This is a genomic window from Sorangium sp. So ce185 (genome assembly GCF_051526825.1).
Taxonomy (GTDB): domain Bacteria; phylum Myxococcota_A; class Polyangia; order Polyangiales; family Polyangiaceae; genus Sorangium; species Sorangium cellulosum_D.
This window is the reverse complement of the sequence record NZ_CP150316.1, coordinates 3,247,859-3,271,809: the sequence shown is the minus strand read 5'-3', so window position 1 is coordinate 3,271,809 and position 23,951 is coordinate 3,247,859. Positions and strand designations below refer to the sequence as shown.

Annotated in this window: 19 protein-coding genes; 15 read left to right on the top strand and 4 right to left on the bottom strand. The window is 74.2% G+C overall.

All coding sequences use genetic code 11. From position 1 onward, the window contains the following. Positions 1 to 8 precede the first annotated feature (8 nt). A complete protein-coding gene (locus WMF26_RS12150) occupies positions 9 to 2,081 on the bottom strand; it encodes a hypothetical protein (RefSeq protein WP_438000448.1) in 2,073 nt (690 codons plus the stop codon). 61 nt (positions 2,082 to 2,142) lie between these two features. Here WMF26_RS12150 and WMF26_RS12145 point away from each other — a divergent pair, with 61 nt between their 5' ends. From WMF26_RS12145 to WMF26_RS12135, 3 genes are all read left to right on the top strand, one after another. Then, positions 2,143 to 2,670, top strand: coding sequence for a tetratricopeptide repeat protein (locus WMF26_RS12145; protein ID WP_437337263.1), 528 nt, complete (start codon positions 2,143 to 2,145; stop codon positions 2,668 to 2,670). A gap of 38 nt (positions 2,671 to 2,708) precedes the next feature. Continuing rightward, positions 2,709 to 4,106: a Si-specific NAD(P)(+) transhydrogenase gene (gene sthA / locus WMF26_RS12140; protein WP_438000447.1), complete on the top strand. Its 1,398-nt coding sequence runs from the start codon at positions 2,709 to 2,711 to the stop codon at positions 4,104 to 4,106. A gap of 71 nt (positions 4,107 to 4,177) precedes the next feature. Further along, a complete protein-coding gene (locus tag WMF26_RS12135) occupies positions 4,178 to 4,822 on the top strand; it encodes a Uma2 family endonuclease (RefSeq protein WP_437946259.1) in 645 nt (214 codons plus the stop codon). A gap of 37 nt (positions 4,823 to 4,859) precedes the next feature. Here the strand turns inward: WMF26_RS12135 and WMF26_RS12130 are convergent, their stop codons facing one another. Together WMF26_RS12130 and WMF26_RS12125 are read right to left on the bottom strand one after the other, a co-directional pair. Continuing rightward, the gene (locus WMF26_RS12130; protein ID WP_438000446.1) at positions 4,860 to 5,618 is read right to left on the bottom strand and encodes a hypothetical protein; all 759 of its coding nucleotides are present in this window, start codon (positions 5,616 to 5,618) and stop codon (positions 4,860 to 4,862) included. Further along, complete coding sequence (locus WMF26_RS12125) at positions 5,615 to 7,795, bottom strand: hypothetical protein (RefSeq protein WP_438000445.1); 2,181 nt, start codon at positions 7,793 to 7,795, stop codon at positions 5,615 to 5,617. The genes WMF26_RS12130 and WMF26_RS12125 overlap by 4 nt, the downstream gene beginning before the upstream one ends. 89 nt (positions 7,796 to 7,884) lie before the next feature. Between WMF26_RS12125 and WMF26_RS12120 the strand changes: the two genes are divergently transcribed. From WMF26_RS12120 to WMF26_RS12070, 11 genes are all read left to right on the top strand, one after another. Continuing rightward, entirely contained in the window at positions 7,885 to 8,646 is a 762-nt protein-coding gene (locus tag WMF26_RS12120; protein ID WP_437337258.1) for an SDR family NAD(P)-dependent oxidoreductase, read from the top strand. Further along, positions 8,643 to 9,110 carry a RidA family protein gene (locus tag WMF26_RS12115; RefSeq protein WP_437337257.1) on the top strand — a complete coding sequence of 156 codons (468 nt, stop codon included), beginning with the start codon at positions 8,643 to 8,645 and terminating at the stop codon, positions 9,108 to 9,110. The genes WMF26_RS12120 and WMF26_RS12115 overlap by 4 nt, the downstream gene beginning before the upstream one ends. Then, complete coding sequence (locus WMF26_RS12110; protein ID WP_437337256.1) at positions 9,107 to 9,685, top strand: MarR family winged helix-turn-helix transcriptional regulator; 579 nt, start codon at positions 9,107 to 9,109, stop codon at positions 9,683 to 9,685. The genes WMF26_RS12115 and WMF26_RS12110 overlap by 4 nt, the downstream gene beginning before the upstream one ends. 48 nt (positions 9,686 to 9,733) lie before the next feature. Beyond that, on the top strand, positions 9,734 to 10,615 hold the full coding sequence (locus WMF26_RS12105) for an enoyl-CoA hydratase family protein (protein WP_438000444.1): 882 nt from the start codon (positions 9,734 to 9,736) through the stop codon (positions 10,613 to 10,615). Next, positions 10,612 to 11,835 carry an acyl-CoA dehydrogenase family protein gene (locus tag WMF26_RS12100; protein ID WP_438000443.1) on the top strand — a complete coding sequence of 408 codons (1,224 nt, stop codon included), beginning with the start codon at positions 10,612 to 10,614 and terminating at the stop codon, positions 11,833 to 11,835. The genes WMF26_RS12105 and WMF26_RS12100 overlap by 4 nt, the downstream gene beginning before the upstream one ends. 2 nt (positions 11,836 to 11,837) lie before the next feature. Further along, complete coding sequence (locus tag WMF26_RS12095) at positions 11,838 to 13,322, top strand: NADH:flavin oxidoreductase (protein ID WP_438000442.1); 1,485 nt, start codon at positions 11,838 to 11,840, stop codon at positions 13,320 to 13,322. A gap of 2 nt (positions 13,323 to 13,324) precedes the next feature. Continuing rightward, entirely contained in the window at positions 13,325 to 15,022 is a 1,698-nt protein-coding gene (locus WMF26_RS12090; protein ID WP_438000441.1) for a benzoate-CoA ligase family protein, read from the top strand. Between the two features lie 2 nt (positions 15,023 to 15,024). Next, a complete protein-coding gene (locus WMF26_RS12085; RefSeq protein WP_438000440.1) occupies positions 15,025 to 15,822 on the top strand; it encodes a creatininase family protein in 798 nt (265 codons plus the stop codon). Between the two features lie 510 nt (positions 15,823 to 16,332). After that, the gene (locus WMF26_RS12080; RefSeq protein ID WP_438000439.1) at positions 16,333 to 18,228 is read left to right on the top strand and encodes an SUMF1/EgtB/PvdO family nonheme iron enzyme; all 1,896 of its coding nucleotides are present in this window, start codon (positions 16,333 to 16,335) and stop codon (positions 18,226 to 18,228) included. A 201-nt stretch (positions 18,229 to 18,429) separates the two neighbouring features. Further along, positions 18,430 to 20,433 carry a L,D-transpeptidase family protein gene (locus WMF26_RS12075; protein ID WP_438000438.1) on the top strand — a complete coding sequence of 668 codons (2,004 nt, stop codon included), beginning with the start codon at positions 18,430 to 18,432 and terminating at the stop codon, positions 20,431 to 20,433. 72 nt (positions 20,434 to 20,505) lie between these two features. Then, positions 20,506 to 21,690 (top strand): acyl-CoA dehydrogenase family protein, encoded by a 1,185-nt coding sequence (locus WMF26_RS12070; protein ID WP_438000437.1) that lies wholly within the window; start codon positions 20,506 to 20,508, stop codon positions 21,688 to 21,690. Between the two features lie 135 nt (positions 21,691 to 21,825). On the opposite strand, the gene WMF26_RS12065 is transcribed toward WMF26_RS12070, so the two are convergent. After that, complete coding sequence (locus WMF26_RS12065; RefSeq protein ID WP_437946240.1) at positions 21,826 to 22,728, bottom strand: LysR substrate-binding domain-containing protein; 903 nt, start codon at positions 22,726 to 22,728, stop codon at positions 21,826 to 21,828. A gap of 110 nt (positions 22,729 to 22,838) precedes the next feature. Here WMF26_RS12065 and WMF26_RS12060 point away from each other — a divergent pair, with 110 nt between their 5' ends. Next, positions 22,839 to 23,900 (top strand): NAD(P)H-dependent flavin oxidoreductase, encoded by a 1,062-nt coding sequence (locus tag WMF26_RS12060; RefSeq protein WP_438000436.1) that lies wholly within the window; start codon positions 22,839 to 22,841, stop codon positions 23,898 to 23,900. The last annotated feature ends 51 nt before the right edge of the window (positions 23,901 to 23,951 follow it).

The window sequence follows — 23,951 nt, the reverse complement described above, 5'->3', positions numbered from 1 at the left end:
CCGGCCGATCACGGCCGCAGCAGCCAGACGTGGAAGCTGCGGAAGGTCCCGAGGAGCGAGCGGATCCGGATCCGATCGCCCGGCATCACGTCGCGCAGCGGCACGCGGATCTCGGACCAGCGGCCCGACGGGCGCTCGGACACCTCGACGCGCGCCTCGCCGCCCGCGTCTCGCAGGGCCGCGACGCCGAGCGCGATCGGACCGCCCCCGTCGGTGCGCAGCGCGAGCACGGCAGGCCCCCGGTCGATCGCGGCGGCGGCGTCGATCGTGAACGACTGCTCGCGCCCCTCGGGGATGAGCCTGCCAGCGTCGAACCGCGGCGCGCCGTCGCCGCCCGCGCCGTCGCCGCCGCCCGGCAGCACCGCGCCGATGACCCAGCCGCCGCGCGGCGACGGGAAGGCATAGCCGTGGGCCCGCTCGTCGACGAGATCGGCGATGTCCACCTCGTCGAGGACCCCGGCGCGGCGCTCCCCCGGCGGGGCGAGCGCCGACCAGTCCGCCTCGTAGATCACCTTCTCGTCCGCGGCGCAGATGACGTTGTCGTCGATCTTCACCGCGTCGACGCGCCGGCCGAAGACGTCCGCGAGGCCGCCCCACCAGGAGGGGTACAGGGCGAAGACGTCCGGCCGCTCGGCGGGGTCGAGCCGCTCGATGAGCTCGACCACGGCGGGCACGCCGTGCACCGAGGCCCGCGCGAACGGCATCCCCCGGTACCCGCCGAGGCCGAGCCCGTCGATGGCGGGGATGCCCGACAGGTACGGGATCGCGCCCGCGTCGCCGAGGAGCACCCGCCGCGGCGCTCGGGGCCCACGCGCGCGCGCGGCGAGCCGCCGCGCGACCTCGACGTGCTGGCCGGCGATGTTCGCCGAGGCGCGGGCGAAGTGATCGATCTGCCGCGCGAAGCCCGCGGACGGCGCGGCGAGCGCCGCGACCGCGAGCGCCGCCGCGACCCCCGCCGCGAGCCGGCCCCGCCGCGCGAGCGCCTCGGCCCCGAGCGCGGCGGCGAGGAGCAGCATCGCGAGCGACGGGGCGGCGTAGCGGAGGTTCTGGTAACGCGCCGTCGCGTTGAGCGCGACGAGCAGCAGCGAGCCGTAAGCGCCGAGCAAGAGCGGCACGGCGACGCGCCGCGAGCGGCGATCGAGCGCCGCGACCGCGCCGAGCAGCGGCAGGACGAGGGAGAGCCACGGGCCGCCGAGGGCGCTCTCCAGCGCCTGCACCCGCAGCGCGGCGAGGTTCTTGATCACCTCCACCGCCTTCTCGAGCGGCGTGGGGTACGGGTTCGAGAGGAGGAGCTTGCGCACGGCCCCGGCGGCGCCCCACTCGCCCGTGAAGGCGCGGTTCGCGGCCGCGTGCGCGCCGAGGAGCAGCGCGGTGGGCAGCGACGCGCGCGCGAGCGACGCGGCCGCGCCGAGCGAGCCCGCGGCGTGGGCGACGGCGACGGCGAGCGGCGCCGCCAGGGTGATCGCCTCGGGCCGCGTCGCGACGAGCAGCGCGGCGAGGAGCCCCGCCCGGAGCTGCTCGGCCGGGCGCCGCGCCGGCGGGGCGAGCTCCGCGCGCCGCACCGCGACGAGCGCCCGGCCCAGCACGGCGCCGAGCAGCGCGACCTCCATGCCGGAGAACCAGCTCCAGTCGAGCAGCGGCACGGCGACGACGAAGAGCGGCGCGACCCAGCCGACCCAGCCGACCCAGCGGGACGAGGCGGCGCCGGGGCCGCCGCGCGGCTCGAGGAGCCGCCGGAGCGAGCGGCACAGGTCGAGCAGCGCGGCGCAGGCGAGGAGCGCGGCGAAGAGGCCGAGCCAGGCGCCGCGGAAGCCGAGCAGGTACCCGGGCGCGAGGGCGAGGGGGTACGTCAGGCTGGTCCCGCCCGAGGAGTAGCCGTTGCCGGGGATCCACGAGAACGGGTGGCCGAGGGCCGCGGCGCGGGCGAAGCCGAAGTGGATGTAGACGTCGTCGAGCGGCGCCGGCCAGGCGCCGCCCGTCCTCGCGAGCGCGGGCCCGTAGAACGCCGCGGCCGCGCCGAGGACCGGGATGGCGGCGCTCGCGTGCCACAGGAGCAGCCTGATCCAAGGCGCGCGCCTCACGGCCCGGCCGGTACCACGAAGGGGCCGGGACCGGGCGGCAATTCTGGCTAGACTGCGGGCCATGGTGCTCAGGGCTGTGGTGGATGAATCGGTGGACGCCGCCCACTGGGAGGCGGTCGAGGAGGCGGCCGAGCTCCTTCAGGAGGAGCAGGTCCAGGAGGCGCTCGTCGCGCTGCGCGACGTGATCAAGGCCTCGCCGTCGAACCCGTACGCGTACAACCTGCTCGGGCACGCGCTCTACGAGCTCGGCCAGCTCGAGCCGGCGCGCGACGCCTACCGCGCCGCCGTGCGGCTCGCGCCGAGCTTCCTCGGGGCGCGGGTGGCCCTGTCGCACGCGCTCCGGCGCCTCGGCGACACCGACGGGGCGATCGCGCAGGCGAAGGAGGCGCTCCGCCGGTTCCCGAAGGACGGCGAGGCGATGCACGCGATGGGGCTCGCCTACGCGGCGCGCGGGAACCGTGCGCTCGCTCGCAAGCACCTCCAGGGCTTCCTGGACGCGGGCCCGGAGGTCGAGGCCGCGATGGAGGTGCGCCAGATCCTCGAGATGCTCGGCGTCGGGGACGACGACGAGCCGCTCCAGTTCGAGTAGCCTCTCCCGGGGCGCGCGGCGCGCCTCGGAGGAACGCGATGGCGACCACCCCGCACTTCGATCTCATCATCATCGGAACGGGGCCGGGCGGCGAAGGCGCCGCCATGACGGCCGCGAAGCACGGCAAATCGGTCGCGGCGATCGAGCGCTACACGCGGGTGGGCGGGGGCTGCACCCACTGGGGGACGATCCCGAGCAAGGCGCTGCGCCGCGCGATCTACCACATGAACCTGGTCAACCAGAGCCCCATCTACAAGCGGATGGATGTGGTCCCGGAGTACCCGTTCGCCGAGCTCCTCGCGACGGCGAACCACGTGATCGACGAGCAGGTCGACCTGCGCGAGAGCTTCTACGATCGGAACCGCGTCCAGCTCATCCCGGGGCAAGCCCGCTTCGTCGATCCGCACACGGTCGAGGTCGAGGGCGACGGGGGCCAGCGCCGGCGCTTCACGGCCGACAGCTTCGTCGTCGCGACCGGCTCGCGGCCGTACCGGCCGGACGACATCGACTTCAGCCACCCGCGCATCTTCGACAGCGACACGCTGCTGCGCATGGATCAGACCCCCCGCAGCATCACGATCTTCGGGGCGGGCGTCATCGGCTGCGAGTACGCGTCGATGCTGCGCAACATGCAGATCGCCGTGAACCTGGTGAACACGCGCGCCCATCTCCTGGAGTTCCTCGACGACGAGATCACCGACGCGCTCGGGTACCACTTCTGCGACAAGGGGATCCGCGTCCTCAACGGCGAGGAGCACGAGAAGGTCGAGGCCACCAAGGAGGGCGTCGTGCTCTCCCTGAAGAGCGGGAAGAAGCTCCGGAGCGACGTCTTCCTGTGGGCGAACGGGAGGACGGGCAACACGGCCGATCTCGGCCTGGAGAACCTCGGGATCACGCCGAACAAGCGCGGTCAGCTCGAGGTCAACGAGACCTTCCAGACGAGCCAGCCGCACATCTACGCGGTCGGCGACGTCGTCGGCTTCCCGGCGCTCGCGAGCGCGAGCTACGACCAGGGCCGGTTCGCGGCCAGCCACATCTGCGGCGACGCCGACGAGAAGCTGGTCCGGGACATCCCCACGGGCATCTACACGACGCCGGAGATCTCGTCGCTCGGCAAGAGCGAGCGCGAGCTCACGGCGGCGAAGGTGCCCTACGAGGTGGGGAAATCGACGTTCAAGACGCTCGCCCGCGCGCAGATCACGGGCCAGCAGGTCGGGATGCTGAAGCTGATCTTCCACCGCGAGACGCTCGCGCTGCTCGGGATCCACTGCTTCGGCGAGAACGCCGCGGAGATCATCCACATCGGGCAGGCGATCATGTCGCAGCCGGCGCCCTGCAACACGATCCGGTATTTCGTGAACACGACGTTCAACTACCCCACCATGGCCGAGGCCTACCGGGTGGCGGCGCTCGACGGGCTCGGGCGGGTGTTCTGAGGGAGGCGCTCGGGGTCGGCGGTTGCAAGCGGGCGGCGCCGCGGGGATACTCCCGGTAGGAGCACGCTGTCATGGCCGCCGCTGCACCCCTCCTCGCTCCCCCTGCTGAACGCGCCGAAGCGGTCGCGGCAAGCGGCTCGGAAGACCAGCTCTTCGTCGTCCATGACGTCTCGTGGGAGGAGTACGAGGGCCTCCTCGCGGCCCTCGGCGACCGCGCAGGCGTGCGGGTGACGTACTGCGAGGGAGTGCTGGAGCTGATGAGCCCGGGAGGACCGCACGAAGGGCGGAAGAAGATCCTGGCCCGCCTCGTCGAGGCCTACGCGGAGGAGGCGGAGCTGCCGCTCAGCGGGTACGGCAGCATGACCGTCCGCGAGCGGCTCGTGAAGCGGGGGGTGGAGCCGGACGAGTGCTACGTGCTCGGGACGGTGGAGGACGGGGACATCCCGGAGCTCGCGATCGAGGTCATCGAGAAGAGCGGGACGATCGACAAGCTCTCCGTTTATGCGGGGCTCGGCGTGCCCGAGGTCTGGTTCCTGAAGAAAGGGAAGCTCTCGCTCCACCTCCTCGGCCCGGAGGGCTACGCCGAGGCGGAGCGGAGCCGGTTCTTGCCGGGGCTCGACATCACGGCGCTGACGGAGTTCATGGTGCGCCAGGGAGACCAGACGGCCGTGGTGCGCGCGTGGCGCGCGATGCTCCGGGAGCGCGGCAAGCGGTGAGCGCGGCCCGCTGAGCGGCGACGGGCCAGCTCCTTCGCTACGCCCCGCCCCGCCCCCGCGCCGCGCACGCCGCGGCGATCGCCTCCGCCCCGGCCTCCCGCGCCGCGATCTCGCACGCGCGCCACGCCGCGAGCCGCTCCGGCGCCGCCGCGCCGCGCGGCGCGGCCGCGACCCGCGCCTCGACCGAGCGCGCGAAGGCGCAGAGCGCCGCCTCGTCCCCGCGCTCCGACAGGAGCACGCCCAGCGTGAGCGCCGCGTGCGCGACCTGCCGCTCCGCGCCCGGGTACATCGCCTCCGCGAGCGCCTCGGCGAGCGCCGGCAGGTCGCGGCGCGTCGCGGCCTCGCGCGCCCGCACCTCGGGCGACGCGGCCTCGGCCCCCGCGACGCCGACGCGCCGCTCCAGGTAGCCCACGAGCGAGCGGGCAACGCGCTGGAACGAGGCGAGCCCGTCGGTCGGCACCTCCAGCACACCGCCCCCGGCGCGCGCGCCCGCCGCGTCGAGGTCGAGCACGATCACGAGATCCTCCCGCTCCCCGACGACCAAGAGGTCGCGCTCCCAGTCGAGCGAGCGCTCCTCCGTGAGCCACGCCGTCGCCCGCGCGAGCTCGCCGCGCGGCAGGATCCGCGTGCCGTCCGGGAGCGCGAGGCCGTCCGCCGCCGCGTAGAGCGCCGCGACGTCCGGCGGCTCGGCCAGATCGAGCGGCCACGCGCCCGCGGCCGCCTGGGGCCGCGCCTCCACGCCGGGGTGCGCGAGCAGCGCGGCGACGCGCGACGCGAGATCCGAGGCCGCGCTCACGGCGCCGGCACCCGCCCGCGCGGCGCGTCCGCGAGGCTCTGGAGGAAGCCGTGCGCCTGGGCGGCCGCCGCGGGCACGTCGAAGACCACGAAGTGACCGTCGCTCCCCTCGGGGACCGGCCACTGCGCGAGCACCCCCGAGGCGCGGCCGCCGGCGAGGTTCCCCGCGAGACCCTCGGGCGGCACCTCGACCGGCGCCGGGCCGCCGAAGCCGTACTCGCGGATCCAACGCTGCGCGGGCGACTGCAGCGGCAAGCCCATCGCCAGCGCGTGCATCTCGATGCCGCGCGGCGGCGCGTACGTGTCGCCGCTGCCGTCCGGGTTGATGCCTTCCGTCATGTAGATGCTCTTCGGCGCGAAGCCGTCGCGGGGCGCGACGAACAGCCGCGCAGCGTAGTGGATCGGATCGACCACGTCGACGATCGACTGCGCGAGCGAGATCGCGGGGTGGAGCTCGTTCACCTCCCCCTCCTCGTCGCCCATGAGCCCGAGGAAGACCGCCTTGACGAGCGCCGCGATGCTCGGCGGCGGGTTCGTCTTCTCGAGCAGGGTGATCGACATGACCGCCGACGCCCCGGAGAGCACCCCGCCCCGCGCCGAGTCGTCGGCCGCGAGGTAGAGCGGGCCGTTCAGCCCGCCCTGGGAGTGCCCGAAGAACAGGATCTTCGACGGGTCGAACCGGATCTCCTCCCCCGTGCTGGACACGCCGGCGGGCACGGTCATGCGCGACTCGGTGAAGAGGCGCGCCCGCTGCACCTCGTCGAGCGCCGACTGGCGCGCGTTCGTGCGCGCCGCGTACACGTTCTGCACGTTGTAGAACAGCGGCCCGGCCTGCGCCGCGTCCTGGGGCGCCTCCGGGCGCGCGCCGTGGAAGATCTGGTCGACGCCCATGACCGCGAGGCACCGCTCGGCGAGCGCGACGCCGGTGTGGCTGCGGACGTAGGAGCGGTAGTCGCCGCCCGTGCCGTGGGCGTAGAGCACGACGGGGTAGCCGGCCTCCGGCATCGGGCAGCGGCCCGCGGCGGGGACCGTGATCGAGAAGCGCAGGTCGAAATAGCCGGCGATCACCGGCTCGCCGGCCTTGCTCGCGAAGCCGCCGCCGTCGGCGTGGGTCGCGTACGGGGCCCGGCCGATCTGGTAGCTCGGGGACGGCCCGTACACGCCGGCGTACTCGTCCCACGACGGCGCGCGCTTCACGAGCCGCCACAGCGCGGGCCGCGCCTCCGGCGGCGGGACGCTCGCGAGCAGGTGATCGCGCAGCGCGAAGAGCTCCGCCGTCGGGTCGGCGGTGGTGAAGACCGCGAGGTGGGCGATCCGCGCGCGCTCGACGCCGGCCGCCTCGATCTCGTCGACCGCCGGCGCGAGGGCCGCCCGCGCGGCCTCGACGTCGGCGCCGGCCGGGTCGATCCCGAGCGCCTGCCGCAGCTCGGGGCTCGCCTCGACGCGGCCGCCGCCCTCGCCGCGCAGCGCGTCCGTCACGACGAGCGCGTACCGGGTCCGCGGCCGCAGCGGGAAGCCCATCACGGGCATGAAGGCGAGGGTGTTCTCCGGCCAGTAGACGCCGGCCTCGCGCCGGAAATGGACCGAGATCGGGCGCCGCTCTCCGCGCGCGGGCGAGCCCGGATCGACGTCGATGAGCTGCACCGACGCGACGGGGCTCAGGGCGAACGCGGGCGTCTCGGGGAGCGAGGAGACGTCGATCGGCCCGGCGAAGCGCAGGTACCCCGCCGCCGCCGGCGAGAACCCGTCGAGGACCGAGTCCATCTCGCCGACGTACTCGTCGAGGAGCCTGAGCCGCCGCGGGTTGGGGTAGCCGTCGAGCCGCACCGCGCCGCCCTCGCGGCGCAGATCGCTCGGCCACGGCGCGTCGAAGAACCGCGCCCCGCGGAGCTCGACGAGGTGCGCCGGCGAGACCCAGATCGACGAGACGCTCGGGCGCGCGTCGCCGCAGCCGAGCGCTGCGACGAGCGACGATGCCGCGATCGTCGCCGCGACGGAGGAGGCACGCATCCGGAGATAGTGGCGCACGCGCTCGTCGAGATCGACGGCCGGAACGCGGGCGGAGCAGCCGGACAGGCGGAGCGCGACGCGCTGATCGGCTCGCTTCGTCGCGGACGCGCTCGCCTGCGCCGCGGCCGCGCTCGCCTGCGTCTCGGACGCGATCGTCGCGGAGCGCACTGCACGCCCGCGACGTCCGCGTTTCAGGCGCGCCGCGGCGAGGGTGACTTCGGCCTGTGCTTCATATATATATGATTTAGGTGCTCCACATGTCCCTGGAAGGTAGGATCGCGCTCGTCACGGGTGGGGGTCGCGGCATCGGCCGCGCGATCGCCGAGCGGCTCGCGCGGGACGGCGCGCGCGTCGCCGTCGCGGGCCGCACGCAGGCCGAGATCGACGAGACGGCCGCGGCCGTCGGCGGCGTCGCCGTCCGGCTCGACGTGGGCGATCGCGAGGGCGCGCTCGCCGCGCTCGCCGCGCTCGAGGCCGAGGTCGGTCGCGTCGACGTGCTCGTCAACAACGCGGGCGCGGCCGAGAGCGCGCCGTTCGACAGGACCACCGACGCGCTCTGGGACCGCATGCTCGCGGTCAACGTGACCGGCGCCTTCGCGCTGTGCCGCGCCCTGATCCCGAAGATGATCGCGCGCGGGTTCGGGCGCGTCGTCAACGTCGCCTCCACCGCGGGGCTCGCCGGCTGCGCCTACTCGACCGCGTACTGCGCGTCGAAGCACGCCATGGTCGGGATGACCCGCGCCATCGCGCTGGAGATCGCCCGGACCCCGGTCACCATCAACTGCGTCTGCCCCGGGTGGGCGAACACGAGGATGGCGGACGAGGCGATCGCCCGCATCGCCGAGAAGACCGGGCGGGGCGAGGACGCGGCGCGACGGGCGCTCGAGGCGATGTCGCCCCAGGGCCGGATGGTCGAGCCCGAGGAGGTCGCGCTCGTCGTGGCGATGCTCTGCAGCGACGAGGCGCGCAGCATCCACGGCCAGGCGATCCCGGTCGACGGCGGGCAGGTGATGCGGTGAAGGGCGGCCTCGAGATCGTGCAGCCGGCCGGGTGGCCCGCGCCGCGCGGGTACGCGAACGGCGTCGTGACGCGCGGCCCGACGCTGCACGTCGCGGGGCAGATCGGGTGGGACGCCGCGTCCGGGCAGATCCCGAGCGACGACCTGGCCGAGCAGTTCGCGCTCGCGCTCGACAACGTGCTCGCCGTCGTCGCGGCCGCCGGCGGCGCGCCGGGCGACGTCGCGCGGATGACCGTCTACGTGACCGACCTCGAGGCGTACCGGCGCTCGCGCGCCGCGATCGGCGCCGCGTGGCGAGCGCGGTTCGGCAAGCACTTCCCGGCGATGGCCCTCGTCGGCGTCGCGGGGCTCGTCGAGCCGCGGGCGCTCGTCGAGATCGAGGCCGTCGCGGGCCTCGTCGAGCCGCGCGCGCGCGGCGAGGCCGCGGCCGCCCCCGCGCCCGGCGGGGGCGAGGGCGGCCCGTGAGGCGCGGGGCGCCGGCGAGGCGCCCGCTCGCCGCGGCGCCCCCGCCCGAGAGCGCGCGCGGCGATCAGGCCGCCGTGCGCGCCTGGGTGCGCATCCTCGCGGTCCACAAGCGCGCGCTCGCGGCCATCCGCGAGGACCTGGAGCACGAGATGACCCTCCCGCGCTTCGACCTCCTCGCGAACCTCGTGCGCAGCGACGGGCAGACGCTCGCGTCGCTCTCCCGCAGCATGCTGGTCACGGCGGGCAACCTCACCGGGCTCGTCGACCGCGCGGCGCGCGACGGCATGGTCGAGCGGCGGGCCGACCCGAGCGACCGCCGCGCCTGGCGGGTGCACCTCACCCCCAAGGGGCAGCGCGCGTTCCGCGACGCCGAGCGGCGCCACGCCGCGCGCGTCGCGAAGGTGTTCTCCGGGCTGAGCCCGGCCGAGCTCTCGACCTTGACGCGGCTGCTCGACAAGCTGCGCACCACGCTCCGCGAGCCGGACCTGCCCGTCCCGTCGCGCCCCGGCAGCGCCCGCGCGCACCCAGAGCGCAGCGCCCGCAGCCCGCCGCGGCGCACGCGGACCAAGCCCTGACCGCGAGACCTCGTCCCAGCGCAGCGCACCCGAACCCGAGAGGCCCCGATGACCCTCACCCCCCGCTCCTTCCAGCTCGAGATCGCCCACGGCGTCGCGGAGATCACGCTGAGCCGCCCCGACCGGCTGAACGCCCTCACCTTCGAGATCTACGGCGAGCTCACGGCCACGCTCCGCTCGCTCGAGCGGTCGGCCGCGCGCGCGGTCGTGCTCACCGGCGAGGGGCGCGGCTTCTGCTCGGGCGGCGACGTCGAGGGGATCATCGCCGAGCTGTTCGCGCGCGACGCGCGGGGGCTGCTCGAGTTCACCCGCGTCACCGGCGCGCTCATCCAGAGCATCTGCGAGCTCCGGCGCCCGGTCATCGCGGCGGTGAACGGCGTCGCCGTCGGCGCGGGCGCGGTGATCGCCGCCGCCTGCGACCTGCGCATCGCCGCGGCGAGCGCCCGCTTCGGGTTCATCTTCCCCAAGGTCGGCCTGTCCGGCGCCGACATGGGCGCCTCCTACCTCCTGCCGCGCATCGTCGGCCACGGGCGCGCCGCCGAGCTGCTCTTCTTCGGCGATCTCATCGGCGCCGACGAGGCGCTCCGCATCGGCCTCGTGAACCGCGTCGTCCCCGACGGCGACGCGCTCCCGCTCTCGCGCGAGTGGGCCGAGCGCCTCGCGCGCGGGCCGGCGTTCGCGCACGCGATCACCAAGCAGATGCTGGAGAGCGAGCGCACGATGCCCCTCGCCGCCGCGATCGAGGCCGAGGCGCAGGCGCAGGCGCTCTGCATGGCGCACCCCGATTTCCGCGAGGCGTACGAGGCGAACAAGGCGAAGCGCCCGCCGCGCTTCGAGGGCGCCGCCCTGGGCGACGCCGCGGCGGCGCCCGCCGAGGACGACGCGGCCCCCACCCCCCGGGCCACCGGCCCGTCGGCGCCCCGCCCATGACGAGGCTCGCGCTCTCCTCGGCCGATCTCCCGGTCTTCTTCGAGGAGCGCCACGCGGCCCTCGCCGCGCGGCTCACCCCCGAGGCGCTCGCCCCGCTCGCGGGCGCGCAGGGCCCCGCCGCCGTGGCGCGCTGCATGGGCGAGCCGCTCGGGCTCTACGCGCACCTCATCCCCGAGGCGCTCGGCGGCGCGCCCGCGGGCGGCGGCCCCGCCGCGGACCCCGCGGCCGTCGACGTGCGCTCGCTCGTGCTCATCCGCGAGGCGCTCGGCCAGGTCTCTCCGCTCGCCGACGCGATCTTCGCGGTGCAGGGGCTCGGCTCGTACCCGATCGTGCTGGCCGGCAGCGACGCGCAGCGCCGCGCGATCCTGCCCGACGTGCTCTCGGGGCGCCGCATCGGCGCCTTCGCCCTGACCGAGCCCGAGGCGGGCAGCGACGTCGCCTCGCTCCGGACCGAGGCCCGGCGCGAGGGCGACGGGTGGGTCCTCGACGGCGAGAAGGTGCTGATCTCGAACGTCCCGCTCGCGCACCACCTGGTCGTCTTCGCGCGCACGGGCGAGGGCCGCGCCGGGATCACGGCGTTCCTCGTCGACAGCGGCGCGCCGGGCGTCGCCGCGGAGCCGCTCCCGATGTCGGTCCCGCACCCGATCGGCCGGCTCCGCTTCGACGGCTGCCGCGTGCCGGACGGCGCGCGCCTCGGCGAGGTGGGCGGCGGCTACAAGCTCGCGATGCGGACGCTCGACGCCTTCCGCATCTCGGTCGGCGCGGCGGCGAACGGCATGGCGGCGCGCGCGCTCCGCGAGGCGATCGCGCACGTCACGCGCCGCAGGCAGTTCGGCGCGCCGCTGTCCGAGCAGCAGATGGTGCGCGCCTACCTCGCCGAGATGGCGACCGAGCTCGACGCGGCGCGCCTGCTCGTGGCCCGCGCCGCCCACAAGCGCGACACCGGCGGCGCGGCGGCGCGCGTCTCGACCGAGGCGGCCATGGCCAAGATGTTCGCCACCGAGGCGGCGCAGCGGATCATCGATCGCGCGGTCCAGCTCCACGGGGGCCTCGGGGTCGTCGAGGGGACCGAGGTCGAGCGGCTGTACCGCGAGATCCGGCCGCTGCGCATCTACGAGGGGACGACCGAGATCCAGAAGCTCATCATCGCGAAGGGGATCCTCGATCGCGCCGCCGCGGAGCTCGCGGCGGGCGAGTCCGCCCGCGGCGAGGCGCGGTAGCGATGTGGAAGCCGCCGGAGCGGATCCGCCACGCCCTGCCCCGCGACGAGCCCCCGACCGCGGGCGAGGCGGCGCGCGCGCGCCTCTTCTCGCCGCTCCGGCTCGCCTCGGGCCTCGAGCTCGCGGAGCGCTCGTGGGTGCCGGCGATGGTCCCCTGGCGGGCGACGGAGGACGGGCTCGTCACGCGGGACGTGCTCGACTGGTACGGCCGCTTCGCCGACGGCCAGCCCGGCGCCCTCGTGGTCGAGGCGACCGGCATCCGCGACGTGCCGAGCGGGCCGCTGCTCCGCGCCGGCCACGATCGGTTCATCCCGGGGCTCGCGGAGCTCGTCCGTACGGTGCGCGCCCGGAGCGCGGGCCGAACGCGCGTGCTCCTCCAGCTCATCGATTTTCTCCGCATCCGCAGGCGCCCGACCAGGGAGAGGTTCCTGCGGCAGTTCCTGGAGATCACCGGCGCGCACCGGCGCGCCCTCGCCGACGCGCTCGTCGAGCCGGGGCTCGAGGGCGCCCCGGAGCCGGAGGTGCGCGAGCGGCTGCTCGCGCTCGACGACGCGCGGCTCGAGGCCGTGCTCGCGCCGCGCGAGCTCGAGGCGCTGCGCTTCGGCGAGCGGGAGCGCGTGACCGACGTCGCGCTCCCCCACATCCGCGACCTGCCGCGCGCGCTGCCCGGCCTCTTCGCCGCGGCCGCGGCGCGGGCGCGCGAGGCGGGCTTCGACGGGGTGGAGCTCCACTACGCCCACGCCTACACGATGGCCTCGTTCCTCTCCGCGCTGAACACCCGGACGGACGGCTACGGCGGCGACCGCGAGCGCCGCGCGCGCCTCCCGCTCGAGGTCTACGCGGCCGTGCGCGCCGCCGTGTCCTCCCGCTTCGCGGTGGGCTGCCGCTTCCTCTGCGACGACGTCATCGCCGGCGGCAACCGGGTCGACGACGCGGCGTTCTTCGCGATCGCCTTCGCGCGCGCCGGCATGGACTTCCTCTCGCTCTCGACCGGCGGCAAGTTCGAGGACGCGAAGCAGCCCAAGGTCGGCGAGGCCGCGTATCCCTACACCGGCCCGAGCGGGTACGAGTGCATGCCGACGGCGCTCTCGGACGCGGCCGGCCCGTTCGGGCGGCAGGTGCCGAAGCAGGCGCGGGTCCGGCGGGCCGTGCGCGAGGCCGGCTTCGGCACGCCGGTCGTCGTCGCGGGCGGGATCTGCACGTTCGCGCAGGCCGAGGCGATCCTCGCGGCCGGCGACGCCGACCTCATCGGCGCCGCCCGGCAGACGCTGGCCGACCCCGACTGGTTCCTGAAGCTGCGCCTCGGCCGCGGCGGCGAGGTGCGCCGCTGCATCTACTCCAACTACTGCGAGGCGCTCGATCAGCGGCACCGGCCCGTCACGTGCCAGCTCTGGGATCGCGAGGGGCTCGACGAGCCCGGCGTCGCGACGACGGACGGGGGGAAGCGGCGGCTCACGGCGCCGCGGTGGAGGCGAGAGGAGGCGTGACCATGAGCGCACCGACATTTCCCGAAGAGTTCAACCTCGCCGACTACTATCTGTTCGACCGGCTGCGCGAGGGGCTCGGCGACAAAGTCGCCCTGCTCTTCGGCGATCAGCGGCACACCTACGCCGACGTCGCCGAGCAGGTCCGCCGGCTCCGCGGGCACCTCGCGGTCGAGGACGTGGCGCGCGAGCAGCGGGTGCTCATCGTCCTGCACGACTCGCCCGCGTTCGTCTGGGCCTTCTTCGCGGCGCTGCACCACGGCGCCGTCGTGGCGATGGGCAACCCCGAGGCGCCGGCCGCCGACCTCGCGTACCTCGTCGAGTACACGCGGGCCGCGGCGGTCGTCACGATCCCGCGCGTCGCCGAGGCGATCCAGGGCGCGCTCGCGGCGGCGGACCTCCGGACGCTCGTCCTCGTGCCGGAGGTCCCGACCGGCGGCGACCTCGAGGCCGACCTCGCCGTCTCGCCGGCCCTCGGTCAGCTGCGGGGCATCTCGCTCCGCGACGCCCTCGCGCAGGGGCGCGCCGCCCTCGTGCCGCGGAGCGCGCCGGTCGTCCCCCGCCCCACGCGGCGCGACGACGTCGCCATCTGGCTGTTCACGTCCGGCTCGACCGGCAGGAGCAAGGCGGCGATCCACACGCACCGCGATTTCGCCTTCAACACCGAGCGCTACGCCAAGGCGACCGTGGGCTACCGCAGCGACGACGTCACCGTCTCGGTGCCGCGCCTCTTCTTCGGCTACGCCACGGGCACCAACCTGATGTTCCCGTTCGCGGTCGGCGCGACCGCCGGCCTCTTCGTCGAGCGCCCGACGCCCGATTCGCTCGCCCGGTACATCGAGCGCTACCGCCCCACCGTGGTGACGAACGTGCCGACGATGATGGGCAAGCTGCTCGACGACGACGACGCCCGCGCCGCGCGCGGCGAGCCGCGCCTCGACCTCTCCAGCGTCCGCTTCCACCTCTCCGCGGGCGAGGCGCTGCCGCCCGCGCTCCTCGAGCGCTTCCGCGCGCGGTTCCAGGCCGACGTCTACGACGGCATCGGCTCCGCGGAGATGTTCCACATCTACTGCACGAACCGCCCCGGCGACGTGCGCCCCGGGTCGCTCGGCCGCGCCGTGGAGGGGTACACGATCAAGATCCTCGCCTCGGACGCGGTCGGCCCGGGCGCGCCGGAGCTCCCGCCGGGCGAGACCGGCGTCATGTGGGTGAAGGGCGACTCGGTCGCGCTCGGCTACTTCCAGGATCGCGACAAGAGCTGGAGCACCTTCCACGGCCACTGGTGCCGCACCGGGGATCTCTTCCGCATGGACGCCGAGGGCTACCTCTGGTTCAGCGGCCGCGCCGACGAGCTGCTCAAGGTGGGCGGCGTCTGGGTCGCGCCGACCGAGGTGGAAGAGTGCCTGACCGAGCACCCCGCCGTCAGCCTCGCCGCCGTGATCGGCGCCGAGGAGGCGGGCCTCGTGAAGCCGAAGGCGTTCATCGTGGTCCGCGACGACGCGCGCGGCCGCGTCGCCACCGAGCGGGGGCGGGCCGAGCTCGCCGCGGAGCTCAAGGCGTTCGTGAAGGACCGGCTGAGCAAGCACAAGTACCCGCGGTGGGTCGTCTTCATCGACGACGTCCCCAGGAACGACCGCGGCAAGGTCGATCGCAAGGCGCTCCGGCAGCGCGAGGCCGCCGGCGAGAACCCGGCGGGCCTGTAGGCGTGCAGGCCGCGCCGCGCCTCGCCGAGCTCACGACGTCCGAGCTCGCCGCGCTCCTGTCGGGCGGCGCGCCGTGCGTCGCGCTCGTGCCGGTCGGGTCGGTGGAGCCGCACGGCCCGCACCTGCCGCTCGGGACGGACACGCTCATCGGCGAGGCCGCGGCCGAGCGTGCCGGCCTGCGGCTCTGGGAGCGGGGCGTCGCCGCGCTCCTCGCGCCGCCCGTCGGCTACGGCGTCACCGATTTCGCGGCGGGCTTCGCGGGCGCGATCTCGATCCCGGCGCCCGCGCTCACCGCCTTCCTGCGCGCGGTCGCGGAGGCCTACCTGTCGGCCGGCCTGGCCCACGTCTGCTTCATCAACAACCACCTTGAGCCGGAGCACGACCGCGCCGTGCGCGCCGCCGTGGGCGACTTGCCCCCGGGCCGCGGCTCGGTGGCCTGCCCGCTCGCGCGCCGCTGGGCGCGGACGCTCTCCGCCGAGTTCCGGAGCGGCGCCTGTCACGCCGGCCGTTACGAGACCTCGCTCGTCCTCGCCGCGGCCCCCACGCTCGTCCGGAGGGACATCGCCCTGGCCCTGCCCGATCTCGAGGTGAGCCTGTCGGAGGGCATCAAGGCAGGGGTGAAGCGGTTCAGCGACCTGGGTATGGACGCCGCCTACACCGGCGCTCCGCGCGAGGCCTCGGAGGACGAGGGCCTCGCGCTGCTCGATCTCCTCGCGGCGATGATCGTCACCGAGGTCGAAGAGGGCCTTTCCAGGGCCGCCGGCCCCGACTCCGCGCCTGGACAGGGCAGCAGCGCGTGATTTAGCGGCCTGAACAGGTAAGTGGCCAGACAGGCACGCGGGTAGGCAGAGGCAATCAGGCCTGCCTCCTCACCCCCGCGCACACGCGCCTTGCCGGTAAAATTCCACCAGTGCGCCACGCGCCCCGGCAAGTCGTGGCAGCCCGGGTAGCCCGAGGACGCGCCCGTGAGCGGCATCACCAAAATGAGCAGGCGGGGGCTCGACAAGCGCTAGCGATTGGCGCAATAATGTCTCTTTTTGTCTCAACACGACTCGTGCTCTCACAAGGTTTCTCATCACAAATCTCGATTCGCGATTGACGTATTCCTTTTAAAGACGTACAACGGTATCGTTTTCCTCGCGCGCTGATCGAACCCAGAACGATCCGACCGTTGGCCTGACATAGGTGATCACTCACGGCGCGCAGGCAGAGAATGAGTTTGGCGGGGGCGCTCTCTGGCGCTCCAGCGCGACGGCGTCATTGTTGGCCTCGCTGGCGGGCTCGCCCGGCGATGCGGATCGGAGAGCATCATGAGGAATCGCACGTTCGTGAGCGGGAATCGGCATCTTCTCCTGGCCTACCTCGCCGCGGCATCCGGCGCGGCGGCCGCCGGGTGCGTCGGCGGGCCGGGCGCGGGCGACGAGCTCGTCGACGAAGCGCAGCAGGCGGTGACGACCTGCGTGACGCTCCAGCGCGCCGGGACGACGGGCACGGTCAAGGATGTGACCATCCATGAGTCGTCTCGCAGCTATGCGGACAATGGTCCCAACATGAATGTTGGCATGACCTCCGCGGCGACCCCGACGCGTATGTTCGGGCTGATGGCGTTCGACCTCTCGTCCATTCCCTCTGACGCCAGCATCAACTCGGCCAACCTCGCCGTGAACCTCGGCGGTGCGACGGCCGAGGTGGTCCGCGTACACCGGGTCACGCTGCCCTGGGAGGAGACCACCGCGAAGTGGAGCACGCACGCGGAGGCATGGGATCCTGGGGTCCTCGGGACCATCACGACGAGCGGGGGATTCGCCTACGGCTACCAGACGGTCAGCATCACGGCGCTCGTGCAGAGCTGGGTGAACGGCACCGTCGCGAACAACGGCGTTCTCTTCGAGCAGACCGCGAATACCACCGATATCCGGACCAGCGAGAACACGAACGCCATCGGGGATGAGCGACGTCCGAAGCTCACGGTCTGTTATGACAGCGCGACGGGTTCCGGATCGAGCACCACGGCCTCCAGCACGTCCAGCACCGCCGCTTCCAGCTCGTCGGCCTCCAGCACCGCCGCTTCCAGCTCGTCGGCGTCCAGCACCTCCGCTTCCAGCACGTCGGCCTCCAGCACCTCCGCTTCCAGCTCGGGCTCCGGCGGCACAGGCGGCGCCGGGGGTGCCGGCGGCGCGGGCGGCGCGGGCGGCGCCGGGGGTGCCGGCGGCGCGGGCGGTGCCGGGGGTGCCGGCGGCGCGGGCGGTGCCGGCGGCGGAGGCGGGGGCGGCGTGCCCGGCCTGCCGATCAGCTGCAGCAGCAACACGCCGGGCGCCGGCGCGAACTGCGGCCTCGCGGGCAGCGACAACTGCTGCTCGACCCTGCCGGTCCCGGGTGGGACGTTCAACCGGCTCAACCACCCGAGCTACCCCGCGACGGTCAGCGACTTCTACCTCGACAAGTACATGGTCACGGTCGGGCGCTTCCGGCAGTACATCGAGCGGACCGGCGGCCCGACGCAGGCCAACCCGCCGCCCGCCGGCGCGGGCGCCCACCCGAAGATCCCGAACAGCGGCTGGGATCCGACGTGGAACTCGAAGCTCACGGCCAGCACGGACGCGCTCCGGACGGCGCTCATCTGCGAGCAGTGGGACTGGCCGTCGTGGAGCAACACCCCAGGAGCCGAGGAGAAGAAGCCGATCGTCTGCGCGACGTGGTACGAGCTGTTCGCGTTCTGCGCGTGGGACGGCGGACGGCTGCCGACGCAAGCGGAGATCAACTACGTGTCTGCAGGCGGCAACGAGCAGCGCATCTATCCCTGGGGCGGCACGAGCGTCGAGGACATCGAGATCGACGACGCCTCGTGGTGCTGCCAGGGCGACGGAAGCGTCGCGGGCGCCTGCAAGACGTCGTATCCCTCGCTCTACCCGTGCAGCGAGAGGGACCTCACCGAGGTCGGCAAATTCCCGAACGGCACCGGGCGCTGGGGCCACATGGACCTGGCCGGCAACGCGTACAAGGCCACCCGCGACGGCTCGGATATCTATCAGCTGCTGGTGCCCTGCAACGACTGCTCGCGGCTCGACAACAACTCTGCCACGCGCTTCATGCACGGCGGCAGCTTCCTGGCCGCCGGGTTCAAGCAAACGACGGATTATCAGGTCTCCTACCGGAACGACGATCGCCGCTACTACGTCACCGCGATGTGCGCGCGCGACCTGTGAGCTGAAGTCCGGCGGGCGCGGGCCCGCCGCGCCGGTCTCCGCGCCTCTGCTGGTATCCCCGCCTCCGCCGGTGTCCCCGCCTCCGGCCGTCCCCGAGCTCCAGGCGAGCGCCTCGGCCAGCGAGGCGCCCGCTCCCGAGCCCGCGCACTCCTGAATCCCTCGAACTTGGCCCTCCCCCGCGCCTCTTGATACGCGCGCTCCATGCGCGTGCGAGGCTTTCTCCTGCTGCCAGCGATGGCGTTCTCGACGCTCAGCGTGAGCTGCCCGCGCCCTGCCTCCGAGCCGACGGCGGCGTCCCCGGCGCCTGCGCCGGCGTCCGCGGTCACCGCGCCGCTCGCCGGGGCGGCGCCCCCGGTCGCTGCCCCGGCGCCCCCGGCCGCCGCGGAGGACCCGGCGCCGGCCGGCGCGGGCGTCACGGCGGCGCCCGGCGCTGACGCCGCGGCGCCGAGCGGCGACCCGCTCGCCTTGCCGACGCTGCCGCCGGAGCTCGTCGATGACGGCTCCGACAGGCTGCCCGAGCTGGATCCGCCTCCGGTCACCTCGCCGACGGCGGCCGAGGAGGTCCACGAGCTCGCGAGCATCGCCCGGGAGACCTGGATCTTCGCCGAGCCGCGCTGGACCAGCCGGCGCATCGGATACCTGCGCGCCGGCGCCATCGTCGCGCGCCGGCCGGAGCCGTCCGGCAGGGAGTCGTGCGGCGGAGGCTGGTACCGCATCGAGCCGAACGGCTATGTCTGCATCGGCGCCAGCGCGACGCTGAACATCCACGATCTCGCGGTCGAGGCCTCGTCGCGCCGCCCGGTCCGCCGGTTCGCTCTGCCCGCTTTGCCGGTCGTCCGCGGCGAGGCCGCGCCGGCCGCGCCGAGCGCCGGCGAGAGCGCGCCGGCCGCCATGCAGGCGGGCGAGGCCGCGCCGAATGCCGTGCAGCCGGGCGACGCCGCCCCGAATGCCATGCAGCCGGGCGACGTCGCCCCGAATGCTATGCAGCCGGGCGAGGTCGCGCTGGCCGCCATGCAGCCGGGCGACGCCGCTCCGAATGCCATGCAGCCGGGCGACGCCGCTCCGAATGCCGTGCATGCGGTCGATACCGCGCCCGCCGCGCCGGAGGCGCTCGACGCTGCGGCCCTCCTCGGCGGGCTGCCCTACACGTACGTGATGTCGCGCTCCCCCACCCCGCCGCTGTACGCGCGCCTGCCGAGCGAGGACGAGCAGCGCAGCGCCGAGCCCGACCTCGGCGGGCACCTGCTCCGCGCCGCGGCCGCCGCGCGCGCGCCGGACTTCGTCGCCCCGCCGCCCCCCGACGCGACCCCTTCCGTCCTGCTCTACGGCCGTCCCGCGCCCGGCCTCGCCGGCGACCGCCGTTCGCCCGACGCGCTCGTCCTCGGCCGCGCCCGCACGCGCTCCGGCTTCGCGCTGCTCTCGACCTTCGATCACGACGGGCGCCGCTTCGGCCTGACCACCGACCTCACCGTCCTGCCGCTCGACCGCACCCGCGTCATCCGGCCGAGCGCCTTCTCCGGGCTCCTGCTCCCCGAGGGCGTCGCCCTGCCCGTCGCCTTCGCCCGGCGCCACCACGCCGCGCGCCTCGTCCCGGGCGAGCGCGGCGGCCTCGCCCGCGCCCCGCTCCGCTTCCGCGAGGCGATCCCGCTGTCCGGCGCCTCCCGGCGCGTCGCCGGCGTCGACTACCTCGAGGCGCGGGACGGCTCGCTCGTCCGCGCCGACGACGTCGTGCGCGTCGATCCGCTCCCGAGGACCCCGGCGTGGGCGGTGCGCGGGCGCAAGTGGATCGACGTCTCGATCAACCAGCAGAGCCTGGTCGCCTACGAGGGCGCTCGACCTGTCTACGTGACCCTGGTCTCGACCGGAGCGGACGGCCTCGGCGACCCCGAGACGACGCGCTCGACCATCCAGGGGCTGTTCCGCATCCACACGAAGCACGTCACGGTCACGATGGATGGCGACGAGGAGGAAGAGGATCCCTTCGATTTCCGCGACGTGCCGTTCGTCCAGTACTTCACCGGGGGCTTCGCGTTCCACGCCGCCTACTGGCACGACGATTTCGGCACCGCGCGCAGCCACGGCTGCGTGAACCTCTCGCCGCTCGACGCCGCCTGGCTGTTCGAGTGGACGACCCCCGAGGTGCCGGCCGACTGGCACGGCGCGCTCTCGCTGCGGAAGGGCACGCTCGTCTCCATCCGCCCCTGATCCGGCGGCGCGCGCCGGCGCTCTGCCCTTCCGTCTTCCGCGCCGTCCGAAGGCACGCTACACGCTGGCGTCATGGCCACGCAGGAGCCCGTCTCGCTCGATCAGCTCATGGCGATCGATCCGCTGCTCTCCGACGAGGAGCGCATGGTCCGCGACTCCGTCCGCCGCTTCGTGCGCGAGCGGTACCTCCCGCGCGCCGCGGACCTGTTCGCGCGGGAGGAGTTCGCGACCGACCTGATCCCCGAGATCGCCGCGCTCGGCCTGCTCGGGGGCTCGCTGACCGGCTATGGCTGCGCCGGCATGAACTCGGTCGCTTACGGGCTCGCGCTGCAGGAGCTGGAGTACGGCGACAGCGGCCTGCGCAGCTTCGTCAGCGTCCAGGGCTCGCTGGCGATGTATCCGATCTGGAAATACGGCTCCGAGGAGCAGAAGCAGCGCTGGCTGCCGAGGATGGCCTCGGCCGAGCTGATCGGCTGCTTCGGCCTGACGGAGCCCGACAGCGGCTCGGACCCGAGCTCGATGAAGACGCGCGCCCGGAACGACGGGAGCTCGTATGTGCTCACGGGCACGAAGATGTGGATCACGAGCGCGCCGATCGCGGACCTCTGCGTGGTGTGGGCCAAGGTGGATGACGGAGGCCCCGAGTCGATCCGCGGCTTCGTGGTGGAGCGGGGGATGAAGGGGCTGGAGACGCCGCTCATCCACGGCAAGATGAGCCTGCGCGCGAGCCCGACCGGGGAGATCGTCCTGAACGAGGTGCGCGTCCCGGAGGAGAACGTGCTGCCGGGCGTGGTCGGCCTGAGGGGCCCGCTCGGCTGCCTGACGCAGGCGCGCTTCGGGATCGCGTGGGGCGCGCTCGGCGCCGCGCGCGCCTGCTACGAGACGGCCGTGTCGTACGCGCGCGAGCGCGTCCAGTTCGGCCAGCCGATCGCGTCGCGGCAGCTCATCCAGGCGGAGCTCGTGGAGATGGCGACGGAGATCGCGAAGGGGCAGATCATGGCGCTGCACTTCGCGCGGCTGAAGGACGCGGGCGGGATCAGCCCGGTGCAGGTGTCGCTGTGCAAGCGGAACAACGTGGGCTGGGCGCTCAAGATCGCGCGGACCGCGCGGAGCGTGCTCGGCGCGAACGGGATCCTGCTCGATTATCCGGTGGTCCGGCACATGCTCAACCTGGAGAGCGTGTACACGTACGAGGGCACCGACGAGGTGCATTGCCTGATCCTCGGGAACGCGATCACGGGGCACAACGCGTTCTGAGGGGGCCTTCGGGCGGTCCGAGAGGGCTGAGCCGACGAGGCGCCGAGGACGCCGGGGGAAGAACAAGGGGAAGAAGGGCGCTGACGAGCGCTTCTCGCATCTTCTTCTCTCCTTCTCTCCCTTTCGTCGCGGCGGTCACCCCATGTCTCTTTCGAGCTCCGCCGAGCGCCGCGCCGGCGCGTGGATCGCGCGTGCGAGCGCGAGGAACGCGCCGAGCGCCGCGGACACGAGCGCGTCGCGCCGACGGATGAACACGGTCGCCGTACGCCCCTTGTTCGCCGGAAGGGGGTGAATCGAGAGATCGGCGCCGAGCGCGCTGCGCGCGACCACCGCGCGCGGGAGCATCGTGATCCCGATACCGGCCGCCACGCAACCGAGGATTCCGTCCAGCGTCCCGAACTCGAGCAGGCGCGTCGCCACGAGCCCCTTTCCCGCGAGGAGCGCCTCGAGCCGCTGGCGGTACGAGCACCCCGCCCGGAACACGACGATCCTCGCCCCCCCTTCGCGCGGCACCCACGTGGGCCACGCGGCGGGCGCCACGACAACGAGCTCCTCCTCGATCAGCTTCTCCTCGACGAGCTCCTCGTGGCGTACGGGGCCGACGACGAGCGCCCCTTCCAGCCGGCGCCCGAGCACGTCCGCGGTCAGGCTGGCCGTCGTGCCCGTGCGCAGCGCGATGTCGACCCGCGGATGCGCGCGGTGGTACGCGGAGAGGACGGGCGCGAGGCGCAGCGCCGCCGTCGTCTCCAGCGAGCCGAGCGCGAGCGTCCCCACGGGCTCGTCGCCGCGCCGGACGATCTCCTCCGCCTCGGTGAGCAGCCGCCCGACCTGCAGCGCATACGGCAGGAGCTGCTTCCCCGCGCCCGTCAGCATCACGCCGCGCCGGTGCCGCTCGAAGAGCCGGACGCCGAGCTCCTCCTCGAGGTGACGCACCCGCGCCGTCACGTTGGACTGCACGGTGCGCAGCTCGAGCGCAGCCTTGCCGATGCCGCCCGTGCGGGCGACCGCCTCGAAGACGCGTAGATCGGAGGAGTTCATGGCATCGCCTCTGGCATCACCATGAACGATGGCTCGCATCAAATCAAATCACTGCAAGCGATACATGGAAGGCGCTACCCCTGTGCCAGTCAACCCACGGGAGCGTAGTCATGAGCAAACTTGCGAGCCTCCTCGGCATACGTCATCCGATCGTGCAGGCGCCGATGGCGGGCGGGATCACGACCCCCGAGCTCGTCGCCGAAGTGTCGCGCGCCGGCGCGCTCGGCTCCGTCGGCGCGGCGTACATGACGCCGCAGGCGATCGAGGCGATCTGCGCCGATATCCGGGCGCGGACCACCGCGCCCTTCGCGGTGAACCTGTTCGCGCCCCAGGCCCCGAAGCCGTCTGCGCCCGAGATTGCCGCCGAGAACGCGCCGGTGCTCGACGCGCTCCGCGCGGAGCTCGGGCTGCCGAGCGAGACGGCGCCGCCCCACGTCCAGGGGCTCTTCGAGGCGCAGCTCGACGCGGTGCTCCGGTGCCGCCCGGCGGTGTTCAGCTTCACCTTTGGCCTGCTCGCGCCGGAGCACCTGCGCGCGCTCCGCGCGGCGTCCATCGTCGTCATCGGGACGGCGACCACGGTCGACGAGGCCGTGCTGCTCGAGGAGGCGGGGGTCGACGCGATCTCGGCGCAGGGGGCCGAGGCGGGGGCGCATCGCGGCACCTTCCACGGCTCGTTCGAGGACGGCCTGGTCGGCACGATGGCGCTCGTGCCGCAGGTGGCGGCGCACGTCCGCGTCCCGGTGCTCGCCGCGGGCGGCATCATGGACGGGCGCGGCATCGCGGCGGCGCGCGCCCTCGGCGCCGCGGGGGCGCAGCTCGGGACCGCGTTCCTCGGCTGTCCCGAGGCGGGGATCTCGCCCGCCTACCGCGCCGCGCTCCGCTCGGACGCCGCGCTGCGCACGGTGGTCACGCGCGCCTTCACGGGGCGGCCGGGGCGCGCGATCCGGAACCGCTTCACCGAGGCGCTCGAGGGCCGGCGAACGCCGCCCTTCCCGGAGCAGCACCGGAGGACGCTCGACCTCCGCGCGGCGGCCGCCAAGCAGGGACGCGCGGACCTGATGCTGCTGTGGGCGGGCCAGGGGGCGCCGCTCGTGCGCCCGATGCCGGCGCGGGAGCTCGTCGAGACTCTGGTGCGGGAGATGTGGGGGAGCGGGTCGGCCGGGGTCTGGTAAAGCGGGGACGCGGTGGAGGGAATGCTGTGATCCGGGCGAAGCCGTGGGTCA